The sequence below is a fragment of the Victivallis vadensis genome (genome assembly GCF_003096415.1).
Classification (GTDB): domain Bacteria; phylum Verrucomicrobiota; class Lentisphaeria; order Victivallales; family Victivallaceae; genus Victivallis; species Victivallis vadensis.
The window spans coordinates 23,193-47,667 of sequence record NZ_QEKH01000009.1 but is presented as its reverse complement, the minus strand read 5'-3'; the positions used below and the strand labels follow the sequence as shown (position 1 = coordinate 47,667).

The 24,475-nt window shown below is 59.6% G+C and carries 14 protein-coding genes and 1 pseudogene; 5 read left to right on the top strand and 10 right to left on the bottom strand.

What is annotated here, in order from left to right:
- Window positions 1-20 precede the first annotated feature (20 nt).
- The 3 genes from C8D82_RS06875 to C8D82_RS06865 form a co-directional block, all read right to left on the bottom strand.
- Window positions 21-788 carry a type II secretion system protein gene (locus C8D82_RS06875; protein ID WP_116883536.1) on the bottom strand — a complete coding sequence of 256 codons (768 nt, stop codon included), beginning with the start codon at window positions 786-788 and terminating at the stop codon, window positions 21-23.
- A 147-nt stretch (window positions 789-935) separates the two neighbouring features.
- Entirely contained in the window at window positions 936-2,057 is a 1,122-nt protein-coding gene (locus tag C8D82_RS21130; protein WP_165832889.1) for a GntR family transcriptional regulator, read from the bottom strand.
- 114 nt (window positions 2,058-2,171) lie between these two features.
- The gene (locus C8D82_RS06865) at window positions 2,172-3,956 is read right to left on the bottom strand and encodes a hypothetical protein (protein WP_116883535.1); all 1,785 of its coding nucleotides are present in this window, start codon (window positions 3,954-3,956) and stop codon (window positions 2,172-2,174) included.
- 155 nt (window positions 3,957-4,111) lie between these two features.
- Here C8D82_RS06865 and C8D82_RS06860 point away from each other — a divergent pair, with 155 nt between their 5' ends.
- From C8D82_RS06860 to C8D82_RS06840, 5 genes and pseudogenes are all read left to right on the top strand, one after another.
- Window positions 4,112-6,052, top strand: a complete 1,941-nt coding sequence (locus C8D82_RS06860; protein ID WP_116883534.1) for an aconitate hydratase — start codon at window positions 4,112-4,114, stop codon at window positions 6,050-6,052.
- Window positions 6,052-6,708 (top strand): uracil-DNA glycosylase, encoded by a 657-nt coding sequence (gene ung / locus C8D82_RS06855; protein WP_116883533.1) that lies wholly within the window; start codon window positions 6,052-6,054, stop codon window positions 6,706-6,708. Before C8D82_RS06860 ends, ung begins: the two co-directional genes overlap by 1 nt.
- Before the next feature lie 426 nt (window positions 6,709-7,134).
- On the top strand, window positions 7,135-9,255 hold the full coding sequence (locus tag C8D82_RS06850; RefSeq protein WP_116883532.1) for an alpha-L-rhamnosidase: 2,121 nt from the start codon (window positions 7,135-7,137) through the stop codon (window positions 9,253-9,255).
- Window positions 9,252-10,007: a phosphoribosylformimino-5-aminoimidazole carboxamide ribotide isomerase gene (gene hisA / locus C8D82_RS06845; protein ID WP_116883531.1), complete on the top strand. Its 756-nt coding sequence runs from the start codon at window positions 9,252-9,254 to the stop codon at window positions 10,005-10,007. Before C8D82_RS06850 ends, hisA begins: the two co-directional genes overlap by 4 nt.
- Window positions 10,008-10,367: 360 nt before the next feature.
- Window positions 10,368-10,526: pseudogene (locus tag C8D82_RS06840) on the top strand (helix-turn-helix domain-containing protein); the annotation flags it as partial.
- Window positions 10,527-11,000: 474 nt separating this feature from the next.
- Here the strand turns inward: C8D82_RS06840 and C8D82_RS06835 are convergent.
- From C8D82_RS06835 to C8D82_RS06805, 7 genes are all read right to left on the bottom strand, one after another.
- Window positions 11,001-11,951: an LD-carboxypeptidase gene (locus C8D82_RS06835; protein WP_165832888.1), complete on the bottom strand. Its 951-nt coding sequence runs from the start codon at window positions 11,949-11,951 to the stop codon at window positions 11,001-11,003.
- A gap of 13 nt (window positions 11,952-11,964) precedes the next feature.
- Window positions 11,965-13,899, bottom strand: coding sequence for a hypothetical protein (locus C8D82_RS06830; protein WP_133245097.1), 1,935 nt, complete (start codon window positions 13,897-13,899; stop codon window positions 11,965-11,967).
- 187 nt (window positions 13,900-14,086) lie between these two features.
- Window positions 14,087-15,577, bottom strand: coding sequence for a hypothetical protein (locus tag C8D82_RS06825; protein ID WP_116883528.1), 1,491 nt, complete (start codon window positions 15,575-15,577; stop codon window positions 14,087-14,089).
- Window positions 15,574-18,600: a type 1 glutamine amidotransferase family protein gene (locus C8D82_RS06820; RefSeq protein WP_116883527.1), complete on the bottom strand. Its 3,027-nt coding sequence runs from the start codon at window positions 18,598-18,600 to the stop codon at window positions 15,574-15,576. Before C8D82_RS06820 ends, C8D82_RS06825 begins: the two co-directional genes overlap by 4 nt.
- Window positions 18,597-19,823, bottom strand: a complete 1,227-nt coding sequence (locus tag C8D82_RS22100; protein WP_116883526.1) for an FAD-dependent oxidoreductase — start codon at window positions 19,821-19,823, stop codon at window positions 18,597-18,599. The genes C8D82_RS06820 and C8D82_RS22100 overlap by 4 nt, the downstream gene beginning before the upstream one ends.
- Window positions 19,820-23,452: a LamG domain-containing protein gene (locus C8D82_RS06810; RefSeq protein WP_165832887.1), complete on the bottom strand. Its 3,633-nt coding sequence runs from the start codon at window positions 23,450-23,452 to the stop codon at window positions 19,820-19,822. Before C8D82_RS06810 ends, C8D82_RS22100 begins: the two co-directional genes overlap by 4 nt.
- 116 nt (window positions 23,453-23,568) lie before the next feature.
- Entirely contained in the window at window positions 23,569-24,321 is a 753-nt protein-coding gene (locus C8D82_RS06805; protein WP_116883524.1) for a type II secretion system protein, read from the bottom strand.
- Window positions 24,322-24,475 lie beyond the last annotated feature (154 nt).

The following is a 24,475-nucleotide window of genomic DNA, read 5'->3' as shown; positions in this document are numbered from 1 at the left end:
GACCGGGTTCTTTCTATTGATTAAGGTACGAAAGCATTGTTGTTGAGTTCGCCGCGCTGCACGTTTGAAACATGGCCGTCAAACCACAGCACGCTTTTGCGCAGGTCGTGGCGGAATGCGAAGGAGAGGCCGTCGCTGCCGTTCTTAGCCGGATCGATGCTGTTGAGCTGGCCGCCGTTCTGATAAGCTACATCGTTGCCGTTGTTGCCGGCCACGTAACCCATTTCTGATACGAATGCGATCGCTGACGGACGCGGAACCGAACCGATCCCGCCCTCTTTGGTCGCCCGGCTGCCGGGAGTGACGGCATAGATTGAAGTGGACTGGTTGACACCGCCCCGCACCAGAGTCGAGGAGGTGAAGCCGAACCAGTTCACCAGCGGGCCGAAACCGTACATCGAATAGCTGTTGCGGTCGCGCATCGAAACTTCAAACGGAACTTCCGGGCAGCGGAGTGCCCCGGTTTCCCTCCGGCGGCAGACATCATCCCAATCCTTCGGCATGGTGGTATTGTCCATGCCGAGATAAGGCATAGTCAGCCAGGGCCAGGTGTTCATATTGAAGGTAGCCCAGTCTTTCGGCTTGGCCGGAGGGTAGAGCTGATAGTCTCCGGCGTACATCGCCAGTCCGGTGGAAACCTGTTTGAGGTTGCTGACGCACTGGATGGAGCGCGCTTTCGTGCGTGCCTTATTCAGTGCGGGCAGCAGCATGGAGGCGAGAATCGCGATGATCGCGATCACAACCAGCAGCTCAATAAGGGTGAAGCTGAAACCAAGGTTGGATCGCATAATAAACAATATGTGCAGATTCCCCAAGTTCAGATGACAGGAGTCAACAGAAAGACGGAAAGGATACAAAATGAAAAACAAGCAGAGTAGACTTAACGTACTGTTTATTATAAGACTCTTGGCATTTTCTGAATTCATAAAAGTCACTTAAGCATATATCTTATCGACAAAACTCTGCGAAGTCGCGATCAGGGTTTCCCCGACGACGAATTTGGGTTTGACGTGAAGGATGCGGGGCGGCGCATCGGGATTCTGCTCGCGCCAGCGCACCAGCTCCATCGCGCGGAACGCCTGGTCGCGGAGCGGGGCCGACAAGGTGGCGGGGCGGGGATGGTAAAATTCCGCCTCCTGCCGGTCGCCGAAGGTCAGGACTGAGATGTCTTCCGGAATCCGCAGCCCCGCCGCGTAGACGCCGGAGACCACGCCCCAGTAGAAGCTCAGCGGGCAGACGATCGCGCTGAATTTGCGCAATTCCTCCTTGGCGGCGGCCAGCTTGCGGCGGATCGTATGATGAGCCAGCTCGAACAGCGGAATTTCCAGCGACATCAGCCGGTTGTCGATGTGGGTGCCGGGCCGGTCGGCCCGGAAATGTTCCCAGAAAGAGGTCAGGCTCGGATGCAGGGTCTGCCGCGTTCCGTTTTGGTTGGTGACCTGGTCGACCAGCAGGATTCGGCTGTGGCCGAGGCGGCTGAGTTTTTCAGCCACTTCGTCGTGGAGGCTTTCCAGATAGCAGATCACGGAGTCGCCGCCGATGGATTCGACGTTGGCTCCGTTGAAAATGAACGGCTTGCTGTGGTTGGCCACTTTTTCCGCCAGAACCGGCGGAATCTCGGAAATATGCCGGACCGCCGAGCAGACGACCGCATCGCAGCTCTGCCACAGATCGAGGATGGAGCGCTCTTCCCACGAACGGGCGAAGATCACCCGGAGCAGCCAGTTCTCCTTCTGGCACGCTTCCGACAGATACATGATCACGTCGAGCGTCTCCGGCGCCGACCAGGCCGGAAGCACCAGCCCGAGCTGCTTCTGCACCTTGGTTTCGGAGATTTCACTGCGGACATAGGTGCCGCTGCCGTGGTTCCGGTCGAGGAAGTTCTCATCGACCAGCATTCCGACCGCCTTGCGCAGCGTCATATAGCTGACCCCGACCTGTTCGGCCAGTTCGCGCTCCGGGGGCAGGGCGGTGCCGCGCGGAAAGTTGCCGTTCCTGATCTCCTTCAACAACCAGTCACGGGCCTGTTCCACTTTGGTTTTACGCGCCTGTTTCATCCCGGATCTCCTGAGTGGCGAACATTGCTCTTTGCTAAATATTATAGCAAAGTCCTATAACAATGTCAATAGGCAATCCGAAAAATATTAACTTTTTTCTGGAAAAAGCGGCTGTCAGTGCGTTTCCGGGGAGACGGCGGCCGCCACTTCCGCGACGCCTTCCGCATTGGAGTTGAAACGCAATACCCGGTAGAGGCCGTTGCGGTTCGCGATCTCCTCTCCGGCCTGCCACGGCGCGGAAGCGGTCAGTTTGATGTTTTCATACGAGGCGACATTGCCGTCGAGTTTCCATTCCGGCCGGAGTGCGCCGTCGTTGGACAGCACCGGAAATTCAAAGCGGAACGGCACCGGCTTGCCGTCCTTTCCCGTAACCCGGCAGCGGATGGCCAGCGCGGCAGGCGTGAGGGCGTACTCCTGAATCACGGTATGTTCCCCGTACTTCCCGGCGCATTTCCACGCGACTTCCTGCGGAGTCTGGCGGATGATTTCGGTATCCCACGGCGCGTCCGGCTTCGCGGCGGCGGTGCCGCCCTCCCACGCCGGGCCGATCGCGGCCGGTTGCGCCGGAGCCTTGCCGCGGGTGAGCTTGTGGTTGGGCGTCGCCGTGAACGGCATCGCGGGCAGCACTCCGTAGGGAACACCCTTGAGCAGGATGCGGCCGAGGCCGGTCGAATCGTAGCGGGGATCGGCGTCGGCGTCGAGTTCGGCGTAGCTGCCGCCGCACGACGCGAACACCTTGTGGAACGCGGGGGCGAGCACAAAGAGGTAGCCGCCCTGTTCCGCCGGGGCGGGGCGCTCCGCGATCGAATCGTCGGCGAACAGCGCCGCCTGTCCCAGCACCGACGACGCGAACAGCAGATAGACCGAATACTGCGCGTAACCGTCACAGCCGTGCAGCGACGTGGGCGGGAAGCGGTTTTTGACGTGGTAAAGTTCCCTGCCGGTCAGATAAGGGCGGATCGCCTGAATGCAGAGGTGCGCCTGCCGCTTGAACTGCCCGGCGCTTTCAAGGTCGCCGAGGCGTTTGCAGCGGTTGGCCTCAAGCTCGCACAGCGCCGCCGCGATCGCCTCCTGGAACTGCATGCCCGCCGAGCGGCCGCCGTAGGGCACGAACCCCTCCGGCGACAGGAAGCGCAGCAGCGTCGGGCCGCCTGTTTTCAGGAAATTGTCGAGAATCCGGAAATGTTCGCCGCGGTAGCCGAAGTGCAGCGCGTTGGCGATCTGCAGCCGGGTGGTGATGTCGTAGGTGATCGGATCGCCCGGATCGCGGTACATCCCCTCCGGCGTCAGCCGGTGGAGCTGGCCGGCCATGTAGACGTCGAAGAAACGGTTGCCCCACAGGAAGTCGCCGCCGCCGATGCCGAGCGAGTCGCGCATGCTTTCGCCGCCGGAGCTGTAGACAGCCCAGTTGTGGAACTCCTTGAGCTTTTTATGGGCGGGATCGGTGAATTTGTAGATGTTTTCCGGTTCGACCGCCGCCAGTCTGGTGCGCCACGCCTCGCTCTCCTCCGGCGGAACCAGCGGTTTCAGGCAGTACCACGCGGTGGCCAGCTCGCGCATCCAGAAGTCGGGGGAGGATTCGCGCACCTCCGTCTCCGGCAGGCGCGAGCAGCTGTAGGTCATCGCGCGGCGCACGGTGTCGAGCAGCTCCGGGCAGCGCCCGAAGCGGAGCAGGATCGCGGCGGAAGATACGAAGCGCGGCGTGGTCTGGTTCCACTCCCGGTTCAGCGCCGGATCGATCACCGCGCCTTTTTCATCGACCCAGCCGGCGGCGAGCCGCACGATCGGCTCCATCAGGTCAAGGTAGGCGTCGCGGTTCAAGCCGGTGGGCTGGAAGCCGGAGGCGGCGGAAACGGTCATCGACAGTGCGGCGGCAAAGGCGCAGAAACTCTTTTTCATCAGGCGTAATCTCCATATTTTCTTACTACCATACCACGGCACGGGGCGGATTGCAACCGCTTTTTCGGCTTTTCGGCGGTTTGGAGTTTGCCGGGCGGGGAATGAAGCTGTATATTATGGCGATTCTCATTTTCAACCTATGGAGGAATGCCGTTATGGCCAAAGGCACCGTTGTACAGAAGATCATCGAAGCCCACTATGTTTCCGGCAGCCGCGAAACCGGCAAGCCGGTCGCGATCAGAATCGACCAGACCCTGACCCAGGACGCCACCGGCACGATGGCGTACCTCGAACTTGAGGCGATGCAGATTCCGGCGGTGAAAACCGAGCTTTCCGTCTCCTACGTCGACCACAATATGATGCAGAACGGGCCGGAGAACCGCAACGACCACGTCTATTTGCAGAGCGTCGCGAATGCGAAGGGCGTGCGTTTTTCGCCTCCCGGCAACGGCATCTGCCATCAGGTCCACCTCGAACGCTTCGGCGTGCCGGGCAAGACCCTGATCGGTTCGGATTCGCACACGCCGACCGGCGGCGGCATCGGCATGCTCGCGATCGGCGCGGGCGGCCTCGACGTGGCGCTGGCGATGGCGGGCAAACCTTTCCGCATTCCGTATCCGAAAGTGATCGGCGTGAAGCTGACCAACAAGCTCGGGCCGTGGTGCGCCGCGAAGGATGTGATCCTGCATTTGCTCTCGATCCTGACCACCAAGGGCAACGTCGGCTCCATCGTCGAATACTTCGGCCCCGGCGTGGCCTCCCTCACCGTGCCGCAGCGCGCGACCATCACCAACATGGGCGCGGAGCTGGGCGTGACCACCAGCGTGTTCCCGTCGGATGAATCCACGCGCAAGTTCCTGAAAGCGCAGCAGCGCGAGGCCGATTACGTGCCGCTGGCCGCCGATGCCGGCGCCGAATACGATCAGGTGATCGAAATCGACCTCGCGAAGGTGGTTCCGCTGGCCGCCTGCCCCTCCAGCCCGGACAACATCAAGCCGATCGAAGCCCTCGCCGGAACCAAGGTCGGGCAGGTGATCATCGGCAGCTGCACCAATTCGAGCTACCGCGATCTCGCGATGGTCGCGATGACTCTGAAAGGCCGGAAGGTCAACCCGAATCTGACGCTGGCGATCGCTCCCGGCAGCCGCCAGGTGCTGGAGATGCTGTCGCGCAACGGAATGCTCGCCGACATCATCGGCGCGGGCGCGCGCATCCTCGAAACCGGCTGCGGCCCGTGCATCGGGCAGGGGCAGAGCCCGGCGGACGACACGGTGACGGTCCGCACCTTCAACCGCAACTTCGCGGGCCGGACCGGCACCAAAGGCGACCAGTCCTATCTGGTCAGCCCGGAGACGGCGGTCGCGGTCGCGCTGACCGGCGAATTCACCGATCCGCGCAAGCTCGGCGTGGAGTATCCGGATGTGGTCGAGCCGGAAGTGTTCGGCATCAACGACAGCATGATCCAGCTGCCGACCGGCACGGGCGAGATCGTCCGCAAGCGCACCATCGGCCAGCCGCCGGTCAACACGCCGCTGCCGGATGAGATCGACGGCGTCGTGGTCATCAAGGTCGGCGACAAGATCACCACCGACCACATCATGCCCGCCGGGGTGCACCTGAAGCTGCGCAGCAATATCCCGGCTTACTCCAAGGTGGTGTTCGAGTGCTTCACCGAGCCGGGCTGGCCCTCATTCGCCGAACGCGCCGCGGCGGTCCGCGACTCCGGCAAGGCCGGGGTGATCGTCGGCCGCGACAGCTACGGGCAGGGGTCCAGCCGCGAACACGCCGCGATCTGCCCGATGTACCTCGGGGTCAAGGTGGTGGCGGCGCTGGCGATCGAGCGGATTCACAGCGCGAACCTGATCAATTTCGGCATCCTGCCGCTGATGTTCGAGAATCCGGCGGACTACGACGCGATCGATGAGAAGGATGAACTGCGGTTCACCGATCTGCATAAGCAGCTCGCGGTCGGCGCTCCGGTCAGGGCGGAACTGGTCAAGGAGAACGGCCAGACGCAGGAGATCATCTTCAAGCACCGGCTCTCCGACGAGGACATCAGAATCATCCTCGCCGGCGGCATGCTGAACCTGAAATAATGGAACGCCTGCCGGACAACTGGCGCTCCTTCCTCGGCGGCCGTCTCGACGCCGCCGGGCTGGAGGCGATTCTGGCGAAAGTGGAGGCCGCCCGCGCCGGCGGGCAGGTGTTTCCGCCCGCCGGACAGGTGTTTCACGCGCTGGAGCTGACCGCGCCGGAGGAGGTGAAGGTGGTGCTGCTCGGGCAGGATCCCTATCACGACGACGGGCAGGCGGAGGGGCTGGCGTTTTCGGTTCCGGCCGGGATCAAATTTCCGCCGAGCTTGCGCAATATCTTCAAGGAGTATGCCTCCGACCTCGGGCGGCCGGTGCCGGAGACCGGAACGCTGATGCCGTGGGCGAAACACGGGGTGCTGTTGCTGAACAGCGTGCTGACGGTGGCGGCGCACTCGGCCGGAAGCCACCGGAAGTTCGGATGGGAAAAGTTCACGGATGCGGTGATTGCGGCGCTGAGCGCGGAACGCACCGGGCTGGTGTTCCTGCTGTGGGGCAACTACGCGATCGGGAAGAAGCCGCTGATCGACGGGGCGAAGCACACGATTCTGGAGAACATGCATCCGTCGCCGTTGTCGGCGCACCGGGGGTTTTTCGGGAGCCGCCCGTTTTCGCAGACGGAGAAGGCGATCGGGGGGAACTGGCGCTGGCCGGAGCTGTGAGAGGCGCTGAAGTGCGACGCGTGAAGTAACTCCGCACTGGCACGTTGCCGGTCGGGTTCCAAGGGCGAAGCGCCTTGGCCGCCGGAGGCAATTGTGCGCGTAGCGCCCAGCTGTCGGAGCCTGATTGCAAATCAGGCCGCGTAGCGCACAAGGTCTGCTGCCCGTAAGGGCAAGCAGACCTGCCTGCCTTTAAAATGGCAGGCATTCCCCCTGATGGGCCATGAATTGGGAAGCCATGCCGCTTTCGCGGCAGGCGGGTCTTACGGCCTTACGGCCTCCAGACCTCCGTGGGCTCACGGCCTGATTTTCAATCAGGCACCTGAGCTGGGCGTTTCGCCCACGGGTGTCTCCGACGGCCAGCGCTTTCGCCGCTGGACCACGACCGGGTAGCACCCGGCGGCGAATACTTTAAGGAAAAAACATCGTATGGATTTCAATCACGTCAAATGGATCGGCTCCGGCGTCACCGGCGGCGCGCCGCACTTCCGCGCCGAGTTTCAGCTATCCGCACTCTCCCCCGCCGTTCTGCTGATCTCCGGCGTCGGATTTTATGAGCTGTACCTGAACGGCCGCCGGGTCGGCGATCAGGTGCTCGACCCCATCGTGACCGTCTACGACCGTCGCGTGCGCTTCGTCCGCCACGACGTGACGGAGTACCTGAAGCCCGGTCTCAACACCGTCGGCGTGATTCTCGGCACCGGCTGGTTCAACTGCCCCGCGAAAGATGTGTGGAATTTCGATCACGCCACCTGGCTCGACAAGTGCAAGTTCGCGCTGAAACTCTACATCGGCGGCGAACTCCGGCTGACCACCTCCGCCCGGAGCTGGCTTTGCACCGCTTCCGGCCCGATCACCTTCGATTCGCTGCGGAACGGCGAGTATTACGACGCCCGGCTGGAACTTCCCGGCTGGTGCGAGAACGGTTTTGACGCCTCCGGCTGGGAATCCCCGCTTGAGCTGGCTCCGCCCGGCGGCATCCTCGAAGAACAGACCTCCCCCCCCTGCAAGGTGATGCGCCGGATCGAACCGGTCACTTTGACGAAATTGCCGGATGGCGCGATAATCGCGGACTTCGGCGTGAACCTGACCGGCTGGTGCCGCATCCGGGTGCGCGGCAGAGCGGGGCAGGCGGTGGAGCTGCGCTACGGCGAGCGGCTGTTTGCGGACGGGCATGTCGACAAGGAGCATATCGGCAAATTCGTGCTCTCCGGCGAGAACCAGTTCGACCGCTATATCCTGAAAGGCGGCGGCGCGGAGGAGTGGGCGCCGCGCTTCACTTTCCACGGTTTCCAGTACTGCCAGATCGACACTGACGCCGAGCTGGAAGCGGTCACGGCGGAGTTTGTGTACACCTCGTTCGCGCAGATCGGGAGTGTGGAAAGCTCCGCCGCCGAGTTCAATCAACTGCTGCAGGCGACCGGCGAAACCTACCGCGGCAACTTCGTCGGGATTCCGTCGGACTGCCCGCACCGCGAGAAGAACGGCTGGACCGGCGACACCCAGCTGGCCTGCGAAACCGGCCTCTGCTGCTTCGATGCCGCGACCAGCCTCGAACAGTGGCTGGATACGCTGGCCGACTGCCAGCGACCGAGCGGCCAGCTGCCGGGAATCGCCCCGACTTCGGGGTGGGGGTACAACTGGGGCAGCGGCCCGGCATGGGACGCGGCGCTCTTCGTGATCCCGGAGACGATCTACCTTTACACCGGGCGGCGGCGGGCGTTTGAAACGCACTTCGGCGCGATGCTGCGCTATCTTGATTACGCCTTCGACCGGGCGACGGACGATCTGGTCTGTTTCGGCCTCGGCGACTGGAACCACGTCGATCCGGCCCGGATGGCCCCGGCGGAGCTGACCGACAGCTTTTATTTGTACTGCTGCACCCGGCTGGCCGCGAAGTTCGCGCGCCGGCTGAACCGCCCGGTGGCGGCGGAGCTGGAAGCGCGCGCTGCGCGGGTGCGCGATGCGGTGAACCGCCGCTATTACAACGGGGACGGCAGCTATGCGCACGACGAGATGACTTCCCTCGGCGGCGCGCTGTTTCACGGTGTCGCGCCGGAGACGGAACGCGCCGTGATCGCGGCGCGGCTGGACCGGATCGTGCGGGAGCATCGTTATATTCCCGACTTCGGTATTCTCGGGAGCAAGGCGGTGCCGCGTGCGCTGGCCGACGCCGGTTACGTCGAAACCGCCTACCGGATGTTCACGCAGCCGGAGTACCCCGGCTGGATTCACTGGCTGCGGCAGGGGGCGACGACCCTGTGGGGCAACTGGCATGGCGAGGCTTCGCGGAACCACATCATGTTCGGCGACGTCGCCGCGTGGAGCTTCCGCTACCTCGGCGGGCTGGCGCCGGACGAGGACGCGCCGGGATTTTCAAAAGTGACGCTGCGCCCGAATCCGGTGCCGCAGCTGGAGTTTTTCAATATGTGCCATGAGACGCCCCGCGGCCGGATCGAGGTGCGCTGGACCAACCGCGACGGAGAGTTCCGCGTGGACGCGAAAGCGCCGGAGGGCGTCGAATGCAAACTGGAGCTGCCGGAAAAATGAGTTTGTTTCGCCCCTGCATCGACCTGCATGACGGCAAGGTCAAACAGATCGTCGGAAGCACGCTGTCCGATTCGGAATCCACGGTCAAAACCAATTTTGTCGCGGAACACGATTCGTCGTGGTTCGCGGAGCTTTACCGGCGCGACGGCCTGACCGGCGGCCATGTGATCAAGCTCGGCCCCGGCAACGACGAAGCCGCGAAGCGGGCGCTGGCCGCCTATCCGGGGGGGCTTCAGGTCGGCGGCGGCGTAACTGCCGAAAACGCGCCGGAATGGCTCGCGGCGGGAGCCGGACAGGTGATCGTGACCAGCTATATCTTCGCCGACGGCGAGTTGAAGCGCGACCGTCTGGAAAAGCTGTTCCGGTCGACCGGGCGCGACCGTCTGGTGCTGGACCTCTCCTGCCGCAGGTTGCCGGGGGGAGGCTACCGGATCGTGACCGACCGCTGGCAGAAGTTCACCACTCTGGCGGTGGATGCGGCGACGCTGAACCAACTGGCGGATTACGCCTGTGAATTTCTGGTGCATGCGGTGGATGTGGAGGGCAGGCAGTCCGGCATCGACGCGGAGCTGCTCGGCATTCTCGCCGAACACTCGCCGATTCCGTGCGTCTACGCCGGCGGCATCCGCAATTTCGACGATATCGAACAGGTGCGCCGCGCCGGAAACGGCCGGATCGGCTACACGATCGGTTCGGCATTGGACATCTTCGGCGGCCCTTTGAGTTATGCCGAAGTCGTGCGCCGGAGTTGAACACCCGGAATTCGCTTTCGGCGACCAAAGCGTTTGTATCACCCTGAAATGTCCTCCGTAACCAGTCCCGCTGATCACTACCGCCTTCGGGGGCCGCGCTGACTTCGGGATATTACTTCTCCGCATCGGGCACGCATTCCGAACGCGGTTCCCGCTGTATAAATGGGCGCTAATATGGTTCTTCGACGATATTTGACAAGAACGAGCTTATAATGGGAAAAATCCAGCGATGAAATGGAAAAAAAGGCCGACATCGCCCTTATTGTTTGTTGAGTAAAATGTAAAAGTTAATATTTCATCTGACAAAACTCAAAACAGGTGCTATATTGAAATGCATCAATAAAAAGAAAGGTCAATCAGATGAACTCGGACGCAAAGCTCATTAAGCCGAAGCTTGGAGTTCTTGAGCTTGGCCGCCAATTAGGCAATGTCAGCCAAGCCTGTAAAGTATTCGGTTATTCTCGTGACAGCTTCTATCGCTTTAAGAAATTATGCGAAGAAGGTGGTGAACTTGCGCTTCTGCACTTTACTTTTTGAAAACCTATCAACCATATTGCACATTCATTGAAATATTGCTATTTTAAAAGTTTAATATTTTTCAAGGCATTTGCAAAAGCAAATGCCTTGAAGATGTTCTCCCACGTTTGAGTTCCACTCCGGCCGGACAGATTGATTCGCTGATTTCCAGGGCGAAGCAAAGTAGTCAATGAGCTATTATGAAAAGGAAAGCCGTCTGGCGGCAATAACCGCCAGACGACATCATCTTTCCTGACTCTAATTTTTCCAAAACTCCCCCGCTAATATCCTCATCATCATGGGGCTCACTGGGCATATACGAAAATAACGAAATTTACCGGGAGGCGGTGGCGGGACAGTTGCTTTCATAGGCACCTCCTGTTTTTGAGTTTCGGAGGCAAGGTAATTTCTTTTCCAGGGGACTTCCCAATAAAGCAGGTCGGGCGGATCCCCCCGACATGTGGGCGGCTGCGGTTTTCAGCGTCGCAGCCGCCCCGCAGCGTCGATCATAACTTTGCCAAACAGGTCGATCATCTGATTGCGGGATGTGTGGCTGTAGGGGAAGCCCATATAAACCGGACACTTCACTTCTTCGGCGAAGTCACGCATCACAGCTTCCTCCCGTTCTCCGCAGCCACTCAGTCGCCCGAAAACCACGGCGGCGCAGGAGTCGAAAAAGCCGGAGCGTCGAAGCGACGTCAATGCTTTCTCCGCCTCGACCGGCGCAAGATCGGGGGATTCGATGAAAATCACCTTACCGCGCGTTTCCGGGCGGAAACGGGTTCGGCTCACGGTTTCCAGCAGCCGCAGGTGTCCCGCCAGCGCCACACCGGAGGCTTCTCCTCCCCGCAGCGGCGTGAGGACGACCGGTTCGGGCGCCCGGCCATGCAGAACCGCCTGAATGCTCTTCAAACTGGCTTCGTCCACATCCGGCAGAGCCAGCAGCGATGCGGAGGCGTAGGGATGCCCGGCTTTCTCCTTCAGCATGGCCATATGCAGAACCGTAATGTCGCTGAATCCCAAAACCGGCAGATCGGGCCGGGTGCGCAGTTTAGCCCAGTCAAGTTTCTCCACGATGTCGATGGTTCCGACTCCGCCGCGGATGCATAAAATCAAATCGACTTCGGGATCAAGCCACGCCCGTTCCAGATCGGCAACCCGTTTTTCCGCCGGGATGGAGGTATATCCTGCCGGTTCACCTTCGCGGGCATTCGGCATGACTTTTACTTTAACTCCCGCCTTTTTCAGCAGAGAGATTGCCGCGTCCACCTTTTCTCTGGATGTCCCGGGACTGGCGGGAGCGACCAGCGCAACCGTTTTGATCCATTCCGGAAAAATTCCGGCAAGGCGGTTTTCCTCCGCCGGGACCGCCAACGGCAGCGCCACGGCGATGCACATGATGAGTTTTCCAAGTTTTTTGATATTCATAATGATTTTTCTTTCAATATGAAAAGCGCAGCACATACGGGCGGGTCGCCCGGAATTCCTCCTCCAGGACAATCCGCGACGGCGTTTCCCGGCGGAACGCCACTTCCCGCCAGTCGCCTTTCGGCTGCAGGCTTTCCACCCGAATCGGCATCCGGCTTACCGTCAGTTCCATTTCCGGCATATCGTCACGCCCCAGCGTGATGACCGGCATGATCACCTGATTGCCGACCAGCCAGAGCTTGACGGCGATATCGTCCGGCCCGGCATACAGAACAGGAACCTCAGTCATTTGCGTCAATTGTTCCAGCACTGCTTTTTTGCGGGTCTCATTCAGAAACGCCGTATGATCGGGCCAATAGATGTGACGCACCGGTGAGCCGGCGAAAATCAGCACGTTCCGGTAGCGGATCATGCCCGGTGATATTGCCTGCAGCGTCCGCTTCGCGCCGTTCCGGCTTTCGCTATACAACGTCGACAACACCCGGGTTTGACCGGAACGGGGTTTGAGCGTGACCAGAGTGCCGCTCTGACAACGCAGCGGACGGCCGTCGCTCAGCTGCTCCACAGTGGTTTTGGCGGCAATGCCGGGGCTTACGTCCACACCCAGCTCCCGGGAGAAACCGCGTTCGGCCAGGCGCAAGGCCGCGCTGCCTTCCAGAATGGCGCCACGCGCCAGCATGGCTCGGATTTCCGCATCGCTCCAGCTGTCGATGAATTCGACATTCAATACCGAAACCGTATCCGACGCCTTGCTGTAATTGCCCGGCACTCCCAGACGCGTCATCGAAACCACGAATTCCACTTTGGCATCGATGGATTCATTGTGAAAAACGCTGTGCGTTTGAAATTTTCTGCCCGGCAGCACCATTGTCACCCCCAGATCCTGCTTCCGGCGCTGCAATTTCGCCAGTTCCTGATAAAATCCCCGATAGGAGGCCAGAATATTCCGGTATGCCTTTCCGGATTCCGGTTCGTAAGCGGCCAGCGGCGTAATCCAATGTTTTGCTCCCGCTACACCCTCCATGATGGAACCGGCCATGTGGCAGTTCAGCAGCGCCGCCGAAGTGGCATATTGATTGTGCGGACAGGTGTCCGGCTCCGACAAAAGCTCGAATTCCCCGCCGTTCAGATAATCGATCATCGCCGCAGTCGTATACATTCGCAGCGGAAAATCCCGCATCGTTTCCCGTGAATACCGCCCATTGTTCAGCCGGATCACCGGCTTCTGCCCCGGCGCGGCCAGACGGCGGGCGAAGTCCGCAGAGAATTTCAGATCCCGGGTGCAAGAACAATAATAGATATTGGTTCCCGGCGAAGCCTCATTGAGCGCCGCGCGGAATTCACTCAGCGCTTCGCCGAATGTTTCCCCCAGAAAACGTTCGTATTCCAGCGCGACACGCCGATCGTTCCGCACGGCATCGCTCAGACTTTCACGGGTATACGAGTTGCCGGTCAGATGATTGAATCCGGCGATATGCAGCGCGCAAAAACATCCGTAACGCCCCGTTATGATCCGGTAATCGTCGTCAATCAGCAGGAAATCCGGTTTCAGATGCCCCAGTTTGACGGCGATTCCCCTGAGGTAAGAACGGACTTTCGGATCGTAAGGACAGACAATGTGCGTCAGAGCCTCCGGCTGGTCCGGCGCCAGCGTTTCCATTCGGGTAAAGTCCGCCGGCGGAGAATCCCGCCAATAGCCATGGCCGATGCTCGCCTGAATCAGAATCCCCACCCGGAGCGGTGCGTATTTCCGGAGTTCCGCGCGCATTTCCTGAAAATTCTGCGCGGCCTCCGATACCGGATCCACCGGCGGTGTGCCTTCCGGATTGAGTTTCATCATGAACGCATTTTCAGTGATAATCCCCTGCTCGTACAATTTGGCGATGTCCCGGCAGATTTCGTTTTTGTGCGCAGGAAACATCGGCGCGATATTGATATTTCTCATCATAACAGCCTTGTCCGGACTCCTTTCCCCTGGCGGCACCGTGTCGCCGTGCAGAAGCATAGCGCTTCCGAGCAGAACGCTTTTTATCACGACCGTGTATTTCATATTGATTCCTTCCATATCAGGTTTTGTCAAGTTATTTTCGTAATGATCGGCGTTTTTTGGGTGAAAAATCTTGTTTTCAATGCAACTATTCATCAGCTTTTGTCCGGAGCAGCAGTGCCAGAAGCCGATCGACCAGTATCCGTCCGCCCTCCGGCGATACTTTATTCAAATATCCAGCACTGTATCCCCCGCCCGCATCAGCACGTGTCGTCGAAAGATACCCCAGAGAATCATTTACCATTTGCACAACCATGGTCTGCGTCATCGGACTTCTTGCCTGCACCTGGTAGTGATAATCCTGATACAGTTCCAGCGGCACCGTGACACAGGCAAAATCGCCGAGGCGTATCGCATGGACTTCGACATCCCATGCCACCACCGGCCGCTCGTACCGGCGCAAGACCTCGTCCGCCAGATTGAGCACACTCTGCCGTGTTGAATTATGCCGCAGCACTTCTTCCCGGCTGCCGTCATCGGCGCTCCACTCGCCTGCGCGTTCCCATTCGGCCCGGACGGTTTTGACATATTCATATTCGGAGAGGGATACCTGCCGTGCGGGAAGCGGCACGATTTCCCGCAAGTGCCGGATTTTCGGAAACGAGTCCAACTCACGGCTCGCCCAGCTCAGAATCTCTTCAAACGCGGCGCCTACCCGTTCTGCAATGTCGCGGCGTCGGAAGTATTCGCTGCTTTTCGCTGTCTCTCCGGCGTATTTCAGCCGGAATCGTCGATCTTCCGCCTGTTTCGCATACAGCATGCGCGGTGATACATCCCCGCCCGCTCCGCTCAGCAGCAGTACGGGCAATTCCGGATGAATGCTGCGAATGGTTTCGCGTATTTCGTGCGCGAAGCTCGCTGTCGTCCGCTCGTCCGACTCGTCCAGCTGAAACGGACAGGGAAGACAGATGACCGCCCCAGTCAATGTTCGATGCCGGTCAAAGGTATAGAGAACCTGCATCATCGCATCGCCGCCACCGTTTTCGAAATGGCTGAACTCGGCGGTGTCGGTGGAACCGTACATCACGCAAGTGCCGTTGCGGGCGATCCCGGTTCGGCCGGACTGTTCGCGATAATAGCAGACCCGGCGACAATGCCCCGCTGTGGCATAACCGTATCCGTAAGCCATTGCGCCCGGCGCCCGGTTGTCCCACGCTCGCAGAATCGCTTCGGCCAGACGGTCGGTCATTTCCGCCCGATAGGAATCGCCGGAGGGTATGACGTAGCCGGGATGAGGAAACTGCGCCGCTTCCGCCAGCCCCGGATGGTCGTCCCGCAGGTAACTCGGCGCGCCGTGCGTATGGGTCGCATGGAGAAGCAGCGACTCCACCGGTATTCGGGCGTTTCGCAAATGGACTTTCCGCTGCACTTCCGTCACCAGATACGGTTGAATTTCCTCCGTGTCGATGCTGACGAAAATCACGCTGTCCGCGTCATTGCCCAGAAACATGACCTGTGCGGCAACGTCGTCCTGCACGCCCGTATTCAGCCGCATATGAAATTGTCCCAGCAAATGCACCGGATCAGGCACGGTGAGTGTTGCGGATGCATATCCGACCAGCAGCTGCGAAGCGCTCATGACTGCACCTTCCGGCGCTTGCCGCAGGCGATTCCGCAATGATGCAGCTGTCTGGAGGAACCTTCATATTCCCGGAAAGTGCGCGGCGTGATCAGGTAAGGAACGCCGCGGTGATAAAACGGCCCCAGCGCGTTTCTCCGGCTGCCGTACACCTGAAATGCCAGATGGTTGCGTCCCGGCCGCGTCTCGATCCGACACTCATAGGGAGGCGCCACGAAAGGACGTTCCGGTTCGCCGTTGAGCGACACGCCGAACGCCGTCCCGACGCAGTCCGAAAAATCGAACCGCCGCATTTCTCCAGCCGCCTCGAAGTCCCAGTGATAGGTGATATTGCCCGCGTAATACGGAAATCCCTGTCGTGTCCAGTCGCCTTCGGACAGCGCTTCGGGCAGTTCTTCCAGCTCATCCCGGACATTGACCGCAAAGTTGCCGATCAGGAAAAGACTCTCCAGCGCCGTCTCTTTGCCGAATTGCGTGGTCAATTCCAGCACATGTCGTCCCGGCGTCAGCGCAGGCAGTTCCAGCGCGCGAATCGCTTCATCGCACCAGTAGCCGCGATCGACCGCTTCAAACGGGACGCCGTCCCAGGAGAATCGCCACTGTTCCGGACATTCGATCCCCAGACGCACCTGCCGGAATTCCCGACGGCAGTTTATGGTGTAACGCAGCCGGAGCATCGGCTGTTCCCCGCCCTGTTCCTGATCAGCCCACGGCTGCCGCGCCATGATGGAGCGCGGCGGCAAGCCGAGGCGTTTGCGCAATTCGGCATCGAGCAGCAGCACATACGTTTTCGGCTGCCATTCCCCGTCTGGAAGCGCCCAGCGGGGGTGATCCAGAACCAGCAGATTTTCCTCCGAGAGCTCGTATCGGAATGGTCCGCGCCGGGGGATTCCCGGCAGCTCTCCGATCCGGCGCGGAGGCTCTGAAACAGCGGGAAGAGCCGCTTCGGGAACGGCGATGAATATGCGGCTCTGCAGGCGATCGAAATCGCAGGAGAAACACGTCAGCCCGCCTTTCCGGCGCGTTTCGACCGCGATGGAATTCCCACTTGCAACATCCAGTTCGTAAATCTGATAATCTGCGGGAATCCGCCACGAAATCTGTACATCGCTCAAAGTTGCGATCCGATCGCGAATCGCCGGAGAAGCGTGAATGTCCGGCTGCGGCGGGACCGAGGTGTTACACAACCAAAGCACCTTTCTGTCATCGCCTTCGCCCAGCCGATACAGCATCGTCTCCGCCTCGTTTCCGGTCGGCAGCGTACATGAAACGTCCCGGAATTCCTCCAGATCGGCATAGTTCAGCGACCGAAAGTACCGGTAAACTTCCGCCGCTCTGTCCGGCAGACCGTCCACGAAATCCGGCACCGCGCCCTGATGAAAAACGACACCACCCTGCCGGACGAATTCCTCCAGCACCTGCAGCGTCGAGCGGCGGATTGTCCGGAGTTCCGGTATGACCACCGCCTGATATGCGGCTTTGCCGACATGAAGCACGCGCGGCTCGACCCGGTACCAGCGCGCCAGCTGATCTTCGTCGCCGAAATCGAAATCCAGATGACGGCGCAGCAGTTCGTCGGTGATTCCCTGCGCCCGGTTCATCTCCGCATTTTTTTCCGCACCGGTATGAAGGAAAAAGCCGTTCCGGTTGATGGCCTGCTCTCTGCCGTAGGCCTCCAGCGGCCGCCCGAACCAGATGGACTCCTGCGGATGAATCACCAGAATGCGCCGAACTTCCCGGGTTGGTGCGAATGTCCGGTTGATCAGGTCAATCCGGTCGTTCACAGCCCGATAGATCGAGTGCCAGGGGGAGTGCGGTGAAATGCTGGCAGGATAATCCCGTTTGCTCTCTCCTCCCATCTGGTAGAAGAAGTGATGCGGCACCATCAGATTGATCCCCAGCACATTCAGGCAGTCGCTGATCGCAACGTGTCCCTCCAGCGGAAAATCCCAGCCGGTGCATCCGTAGAGTTCCGCCAGGCGCATCGGTTTGTCCTGCTGGCGCGCGACGGAAACACACTGTTTGGCGGCCAGATACAACTGCCAGTGCTCGGTCAGCACGTCGATGCCGGGAATTTCCATATATTCATAATGACGCATGGCACTGCCGATGGCCTGTGTCTGGGAAAACAGATCATCCTCCCCCAGCACATGTCCGGTCGACGCAAGGTTGTGCGCTCGACAGTAGTCGCCGATCTGCCGGGAATAGGCATTGACGAACTCCCGGGTGATCAGGCGATAGAAATCCAACCGGATTTTGGACTCCGGTCTGCCGTTTTTTTCAAAGAAGAGTTCCGGCAGATGCTCCTCAAGGCGCACGTGGAAGGTTTCATAAAAGCGCTCCGGCAGGAGTTTCGACCATGGCAGCTTCCCGCAGAAGCCGTTATACGTCGGCTCGTCGGTGAAAATGCCCGGCACCAGCGCCCGTTCCTCTCCCAGCTCTTCCCAATATCGCGCATGAACCAATTGGAGGAATGCCTGAACCGCCGCCGGGTTGAAGGTGTCGATATAACTGCCGCCGTTCAACGACTCGGACACCGGAGCCGGCACTTCAAAAAAGCGACAGAAGCGTTCCTGATCCGTCAGTTTCGCGCCCGGCTCAACCCGTCGCCAGCCGACAACCGTTTCGCCCTCCAGCTGCAGGGCGAAGCAGGCGATGTCCGACTCCGGGACGCTTTTCTCCGGCGAACAGAATTCATAATCGATTCCGCATTGCGCGTATTCCGGATGCAGAGCCGTCAGTTTTCCACCCGCGTAGCCGGACGGCCAGCGATCCTCGTCGTACAGAAACGGACTCAGCTCCAGCCGCGCGGCCTCCGCGATGCACTCTTTGACGCAGGCGAACCAGCGTTCGCCGAGGTATTCGGTTTTCAGCCCGAATCGGGAGTGCATGAAGAATCCGCCGAATCCCATCTCCTTCATCTGCCGGATCTGGAGCCGCAGCCGCTCCAACGTCAGTTCGCCGTTCCAGGCCCAGAAGGGCATCGGCCGCAGTGAATGCAGCGGAGGATATTGATTTCTCATCGTTCTTTCCGACATGGTTCCGTCAATCCCAGTTCTTCCAAATGCCGCGGAATCCCCCGGCGCTTCAACTCGTCGCCCAATCGTTCGACGGACAATTCCCGGAGCGGAAGCCGGTCGCGCAGCGCCAGCGCCGCCGCCATGCCGGCGGCCTGCCCGGTCACCGCCGCCGCGGGAATCACGCGCATCACCTCCCAGGCGTCGCCGACTGCTCCCATGCAGCGGCCGGCAAAAAGCAGGTTTTCCGGTCCTGATGCCGAATACAGCGACCGGAACGGAACCTCCCAGACCGAGCCCGCTCGCCGCCAGTCGGCAACCAGCCCGACGGAATCCGGCACGTGCCGGTTCGCCTGACCGTCCCGCATGGTTTCCGCGGCCTGGATCGCGCAGATTTTGCGATACTGCGGCATGATCGGCAGCGCTACCGGGTACAGTGATTCCCGGGTCGCTTCCTCCTGCCGATAGCAGTGGCGATAGTAACCACGCAGATAACCGCGTGTCTTCAGCAAATACTCCGATACCAGTCTGCCGTCAATGCCGGTCTGCTTCTGTTCTGCGAGACGCTGTCGCGACCAGCCGGACTCCGCCAGCGCCGCGTCGCTGAATTTGCCGGTGGCAGCTCCGTTGCCGTATACCGCGCCGATGTTCATTTCGATCTTCCCCCGGACGCATTCGAGTGCCCAGAGCGAGAAATAATTCTCGCCGGCCGTCACCGGCAGCCCCAGCCGGCGCCCGAGAACCGCACTGCCGCTGGCGTCGATGAACTGCCGGGCCCGGAGCGTGAAGCGACCGCTTTCGTTTTCGACGGCAACTCCCGTAAGGCGATTCCCGGCAGTTTTCGCCGCGCAGACCAGCGTGTCCAGATAGACCGTCACTCCCGCTTCCTCCAGCAGCTCATCCAGCGCCAACACCAGCGAGGCCGGAGAAAAAACGCTGATGAAACGTTTGCGTTCGGCGGCGTCGCGTTCATCGCGCCAGCGCGGAGGAATTTCACCGGGGCCGTATTTCAGACTCCGGCGCAACATCTCTTCGGCAAGGCCGAAACTGACCTGATGCCCGTTGCCGTCGCAAAGCGGCAGAAATACATTGATCAGCCCGGCGGTGGCGAGTCCGCCGGTCAGCGCGGTTTTCTCGACCAGCGCCACCCGGCATCCCTGCCGCGCCGCCTGAACCGCGGCGGCGATCCCGGCGATGCCGCCGCCGACGACGACAAGATCGTAACTCATGGCAGGGGCTCCTGCATCTTGCGGAGCTCTGCCTCGCTCAGGCAGCCGTCCGCCCAGAAGAGATTGCCGATTTCCCCCCGGAATTTGCTGCCGATCAGCAGCCGGGAAGAATAGGGAAAAGGACGCTGCGGCGTTGTCCGGACGGCTTCCTGGCGACCGTTGATATAAAGCCGCAGCGTGGTCTGTCCTTTCTCTTCCTCGATCGTCGCCGCGATGTGCGCTTTTTCACCCGCTTTCAGGCGGGTTTTCGACAATACGTGGTTCTGGGTTTTCCGGTCGGCGTACCACATCGTCATCACGACCCGTCCATTCGCATCGATGCCCAACGTGTTGTTGCAGCCGGTGCGGCTCACCAGCGTCATCAGCCCTTTTTCCGGCAGTCCGGTCGCTGTCACGTCAGCGATGAAACTCATTGAATTTCCCTGCTGCGGCACCGTCAGCCGGATTCCGGGCGCCGCATCGCCGTGAAACGCCAGCGGCTCATTCGGGCGAGCTTGTGTCGTATTGGCAATTATACGCACCCCTTTCTGACCGGAAACGACCGCGCCGTTCCGGATCAGCGGGAAGACGGCGGCGGCAGGCTTGGCGGCGGGATCGTAATGCGTGAAGAGCCAGGCCGGTTTGTCGGGCGTTCCCCCGGCGGGCAGCGTGAGTGCCAGTTGGCCGTCGCGGCGCTCCACCCGCCATTTCCCGGCGGAAAAATCGAATTCTCCGGTCGGCCAGAGGGCGTTGTCCGGCAGCAGGAAGGTCCTGCAATCCGACGGATTGAAGATCGCCGCCCGGTACGCGCCTGCTTCCGGCGCCATGGCGAAGGCGAACCGGTTGCCGTCCTGCCGGAGGTAGCCGCATCTGCCGCGTGAGGTCGAGACGTAGAAACCGTAAGGCGGGAGCGTCTGTTTTTTCAGATAGGCCATCTCCTCTTCCGCGAAAGGCAGATCAAGCTGATCCAACGGAACTTCCTGATCGCTGTGATTGCACACCATCCGGATGCCGTTGCCGTATTCGGCGAAAACGAGCGAATTGCGATAGGGCAGACGGGTATTCTCCAGCGGATAGCGGAAGGTGATCAACTTCTGCCCTTCATACTCCCTGGCCACGGTTTTCTGAACGGCGTCCAGAAAATGACACCACTGCAGCCTCTCGGAGGAAGAATTGAAACTGATCGCATCCTTCATCTTGTATCCCAGCGCCAGAGCCAGCGAGAGATCTTCAAATCCTTCATAACGCTGCAGCAGATCGTGTACCGTAAAGAACGCCCGGTCGTGCCCGAGAAAGAGAAAGGCCGGGTAATACTGCCAGTCTGACGGCCGGAACTGATGCTTGTAGCGCTGGGACTCGAACTGTTTGTTGGGGAATGTCTTCCATGTCCCGCCGCAGAACAGGGTGTTGAAATTCAGCAGCCGGTCATGTCCCTCTTCGGTTGCGGTCGGCAGCACTTTTGAAGAATCCCAGCACATCGAAATACGTCCGTCCAGCGCCGTCGCCGGCCACGGTTCGTCCGGATTCCAGGTCATCGTCCACGGGTGTCCGCCCATTTCATCCATGAAGATCATGTCGCAGCCAGCTTCGGCGAACTGTCTAGTGACTTTCAAACTCGCCTGCTGTACATAAGGATGATAAAAATTTAACGCCCAGCCGCGCCCGGTGCGTCCTTTGCGCCACATCGGCGAACCGTCCTGTTTCAATGCCATGACCTCTTGTTTGCGGTCGTCCCACTTCTGCTGGCTGGGGGAGAGTTGACCGTTCTCATGGGGAAGCCACCAGGTGGTATTGGTGTAGGGCATGAGCAGATGGCCGTTTTCATGACCGACTTTGACGAGTTCACGCAGATCATCCATGGTGCCCCAGGATGAAGAGGGCGGCAGATGCTCCGGGTAATTGGCGTCGAAACGGCTGGCCAGAGCGCCGATGAAGTGCGCGATGTTGTTTTTCGGCAGAATTTTGCAGCTGCGGATGTTGGACTGGGCGTTGTCGTGCCAGAAGCAGATCAGCATGGAATTCTTCATCTTTTCCAGAACGGCCGGCGGCATTTTATCCTCGATCTTCTTATTCAGCTCCAGCGTCTTTTCATAGGCGAGGAGCCCCTGCCTCGCATCGGGGTGCCGGAAGGAGACGCGGTAAGGCGAGGAGTTCCACGGACGTTTGGATTTTGCGTCGACCCACATGACCCACTGATGGACGAAAACCGCTCCCTTCTCTCCGCCCCGCAGAGCGTATGCCTTGGGAATGGCGGCGCGCTCCTTATCGTACGGGAAGCGCATGGTCGGCTGAACCCCGAACAGCGCGACGGCGTGATCATTGCCGTACTCCGCACAGGCATAATCGGCGGCGGCGGAAGGATAGCGTCCCTGCCGGTCATAGGCGGAATAATAATCTTTCCGCAACAGTTTTTCAAAGGAGCGGGAGCCGACCTCCCACCAGACTCCGCCGTTTTTCACATAGGAACGGACGAGTTCGAGATCGTCGCCGAAGTTCGCCGCATCGTCGGACGGGAAGATGTTTCCGTACGGATTGAGGATGGTGCCGACCGCGTGATCCCGAAGCGCGGCGCGGAGTTCCGCGAGGTTTCGAACCGTGCGCACCTCGATGCCGAATTTTTCCGAGTATTTCCGAACCAGTTTGCGCCAGTCCGTCATATCCAGTGAAACCGGATCGAAGCCGGTCACCATCGCCGGCATATTGGGGTAATCGATCAAGACAAACGCTTTGCCGTCGATCAGGCCGCCGTTCCGGCGGCGCAAGGCGCTCATGGTGTTGAAGATGATTGACTCGACCAGCGGGGTGCGCTCCATCATGTTCTGATTGGTGAACTGGAACTGAAAAAGATAGCCACTGCCGCCGAATTGCGTCCCGATCAGCAGCGGGCGGTTTTCGTTCTGAGTGCGGATCAGGCCAAGCTCGAATGCTTCCGGGCGGCTCTGTTTGTAGGAGATGCGCAGGAATCCCTTTTTCGTCAGGTCGCGCTGTTCCTCCGGCGAATAGAGGGATTTTCCCTGTTCCGTTGCAACCATATGGGATTTCAGGCGGGAGTTCGGGTCGTCGGCGGGAATGGTCCGGCTGTTGAAAAGCCGCGCCATGCCCGGAAACGGCGCTGCCGCAATGCGGTGAATCACATCGTCTTCGGCGCGTTTTTCAAAAAAGGACGGCAGGAAACAGATCCCCATCGACCAGTTGGCCTGACTGGGAAATACAAAGCGTTTCATCTCCGCCGTCGGGAATGTCCAGCGGGCAGGAACCGCCATGAATTGAATTGCGTTCCGGGTGTTTTTGAGATTTACGACTTCGCAGTCGAATTCCTGATCGCGCAGCGAAAAAACGATGTCGAAGGAGCATTCGGCAGAGCGGAACTCCAGCACCAGACAGTCGTCTGTCTGCCGATGCGAGAACGTGCCGCCGGACGACGCGCTGAAAAAATCAACCGGCCCGAATTTCCGGTCGTTATTCAGCACCATCTCCCAGAGATCGACATCGGCGGCAATGACTTTGCCGGAGGATTTGGCGATAATCCCAAGCAGGCGAGTGCCGTCTTCACTGATGCGGATGACGTACCCGGGTTTGTCCACTTTGATTTCTGCATGTAGAACAAGTCCGAGCAGGCAGACGAATGTGATTAAAATTGCTTTCATCATAGATTGGAATCTTTCGTGATTTTCAAAAATGTCTCCGGGTTTGCCGCTTCCATGGTTGGAGAGACCGGAAATGGTTGAACATTTCAATGCCGTATGCCTCTTTTCACAGGGAATGTTTACTGGCATTCGGCACGGGTAAATTGTTCCCTATAGTAGAAAAGTCTGCTGGTATAATAAGAACGCAGTTTCCCCGCCGTCAACATCGCCGCATGGCCGTCGAGGAATGCGAACGTACCGCTTTGCCCATGCCCCAGACGCGGACGGTAATTGGTGTAAGCCTGCGGATCGAAATAGAAGTAACTTTTGCCGACCGTGCCGTCAGAGGCATCCGCCAACATGCAGGTGCCGGAAGCGTTTTTGGCCGCGGAAAGCTTGAAGAAAGCGGTTTCAGTGTTGGTCTTTACGAACAAATTGCCGCTCAAGGTCGCCTGTCCCGCCTCAAAGGTCTTTTTGCCTGCGGCGTTCCAGTAGGGACGCCATAAGCCGAATGTATAATTGTCGAACCCGCCTTTCTCGACAATTTCCGAGATCGTGTTCAGGGGCTGCTGCGTTTCCGGCAATGACGGGCAGAGCATGGTTTTCCAGGAACCGTACTTTGATTTGAGTCCCTGCGTTGCATTCGTATAATCCAGCATCAGTTGATTCCACCGGCTGCCGCAATGATAGGGAATCACGTTGTAATCATTCGCATAGAGCAGCAGTCCCGTGATAGTCTGCTTCTTATTGTTAAGACAGGAGCTGGCCCGCGCCCTTGATCGCGCTTTGTTCAGCGCAGGCAGCAGCATCCCTGCAAGAATGGCGATGATCGCGATCACAACGAGCAGCTCAATCAATGTAAAAAATCTGCGGGAAACCTGTTTCTGTTTCATTTCAACCTTCCTTGCTTACCTTATTACTTTGCGAATCACAAGCCATGGACTTCTAATTGGAAACTTCCATCAAAACTTTTGTTATTCTTTTAAATTATTATAATAAAAACTGTGGCGAACGGCAATGGAAAAAATCTTTTTTTTCATAAAATCT

Excerpts from the sequence above, each read along its gene's own strand:
- C8D82_RS06875 (WP_116883536.1), bottom strand. The coding sequence starts at position 788 with ATGCGATCCAACCTTGGTTTCAGCTTCACCCTTATTGAGCTGCTGGTT.
- C8D82_RS21130 (WP_165832889.1), bottom strand. The coding sequence starts at position 2,057 with ATGAAACAGGCGCGTAAAACCAAAGTGGAACAGGCCCGTGACTGGTTG.
- C8D82_RS06865 (WP_116883535.1), bottom strand. The coding sequence starts at position 3,956 with ATGAAAAAGAGTTTCTGCGCCTTTGCCGCCGCACTGTCGATGACCGTT.
- C8D82_RS06860 (WP_116883534.1), top strand. The coding sequence starts at position 4,112 with ATGGCCAAAGGCACCGTTGTACAGAAGATCATCGAAGCCCACTATGTT.
- ung (WP_116883533.1), top strand. The coding sequence starts at position 6,052 with ATGGAACGCCTGCCGGACAACTGGCGCTCCTTCCTCGGCGGCCGTCTC.
- C8D82_RS06850 (WP_116883532.1), top strand. The coding sequence starts at position 7,135 with ATGGATTTCAATCACGTCAAATGGATCGGCTCCGGCGTCACCGGCGGC.
- hisA (WP_116883531.1), top strand. The coding sequence starts at position 9,252 with ATGAGTTTGTTTCGCCCCTGCATCGACCTGCATGACGGCAAGGTCAAA.
- C8D82_RS06835 (WP_165832888.1), bottom strand. The coding sequence starts at position 11,951 with ATGAATATCAAAAAACTTGGAAAACTCATCATGTGCATCGCCGTGGCG.
- C8D82_RS06830 (WP_133245097.1), bottom strand. The coding sequence starts at position 13,899 with ATGATGAGAAATATCAATATCGCGCCGATGTTTCCTGCGCACAAAAAC.
- C8D82_RS06825 (WP_116883528.1), bottom strand. The coding sequence starts at position 15,577 with ATGAGCGCTTCGCAGCTGCTGGTCGGATATGCATCCGCAACACTCACC.
- C8D82_RS06820 (WP_116883527.1), bottom strand. The coding sequence starts at position 18,600 with ATGAGAAATCAATATCCTCCGCTGCATTCACTGCGGCCGATGCCCTTC.
- C8D82_RS22100 (WP_116883526.1), bottom strand. The coding sequence starts at position 19,823 with ATGAGTTACGATCTTGTCGTCGTCGGCGGCGGCATCGCCGGGATCGCC.
- C8D82_RS06810 (WP_165832887.1), bottom strand. The coding sequence starts at position 23,452 with ATGATGAAAGCAATTTTAATCACATTCGTCTGCCTGCTCGGACTTGTT.
- C8D82_RS06805 (WP_116883524.1), bottom strand. The coding sequence starts at position 24,321 with ATGAAACAGAAACAGGTTTCCCGCAGATTTTTTACATTGATTGAGCTG.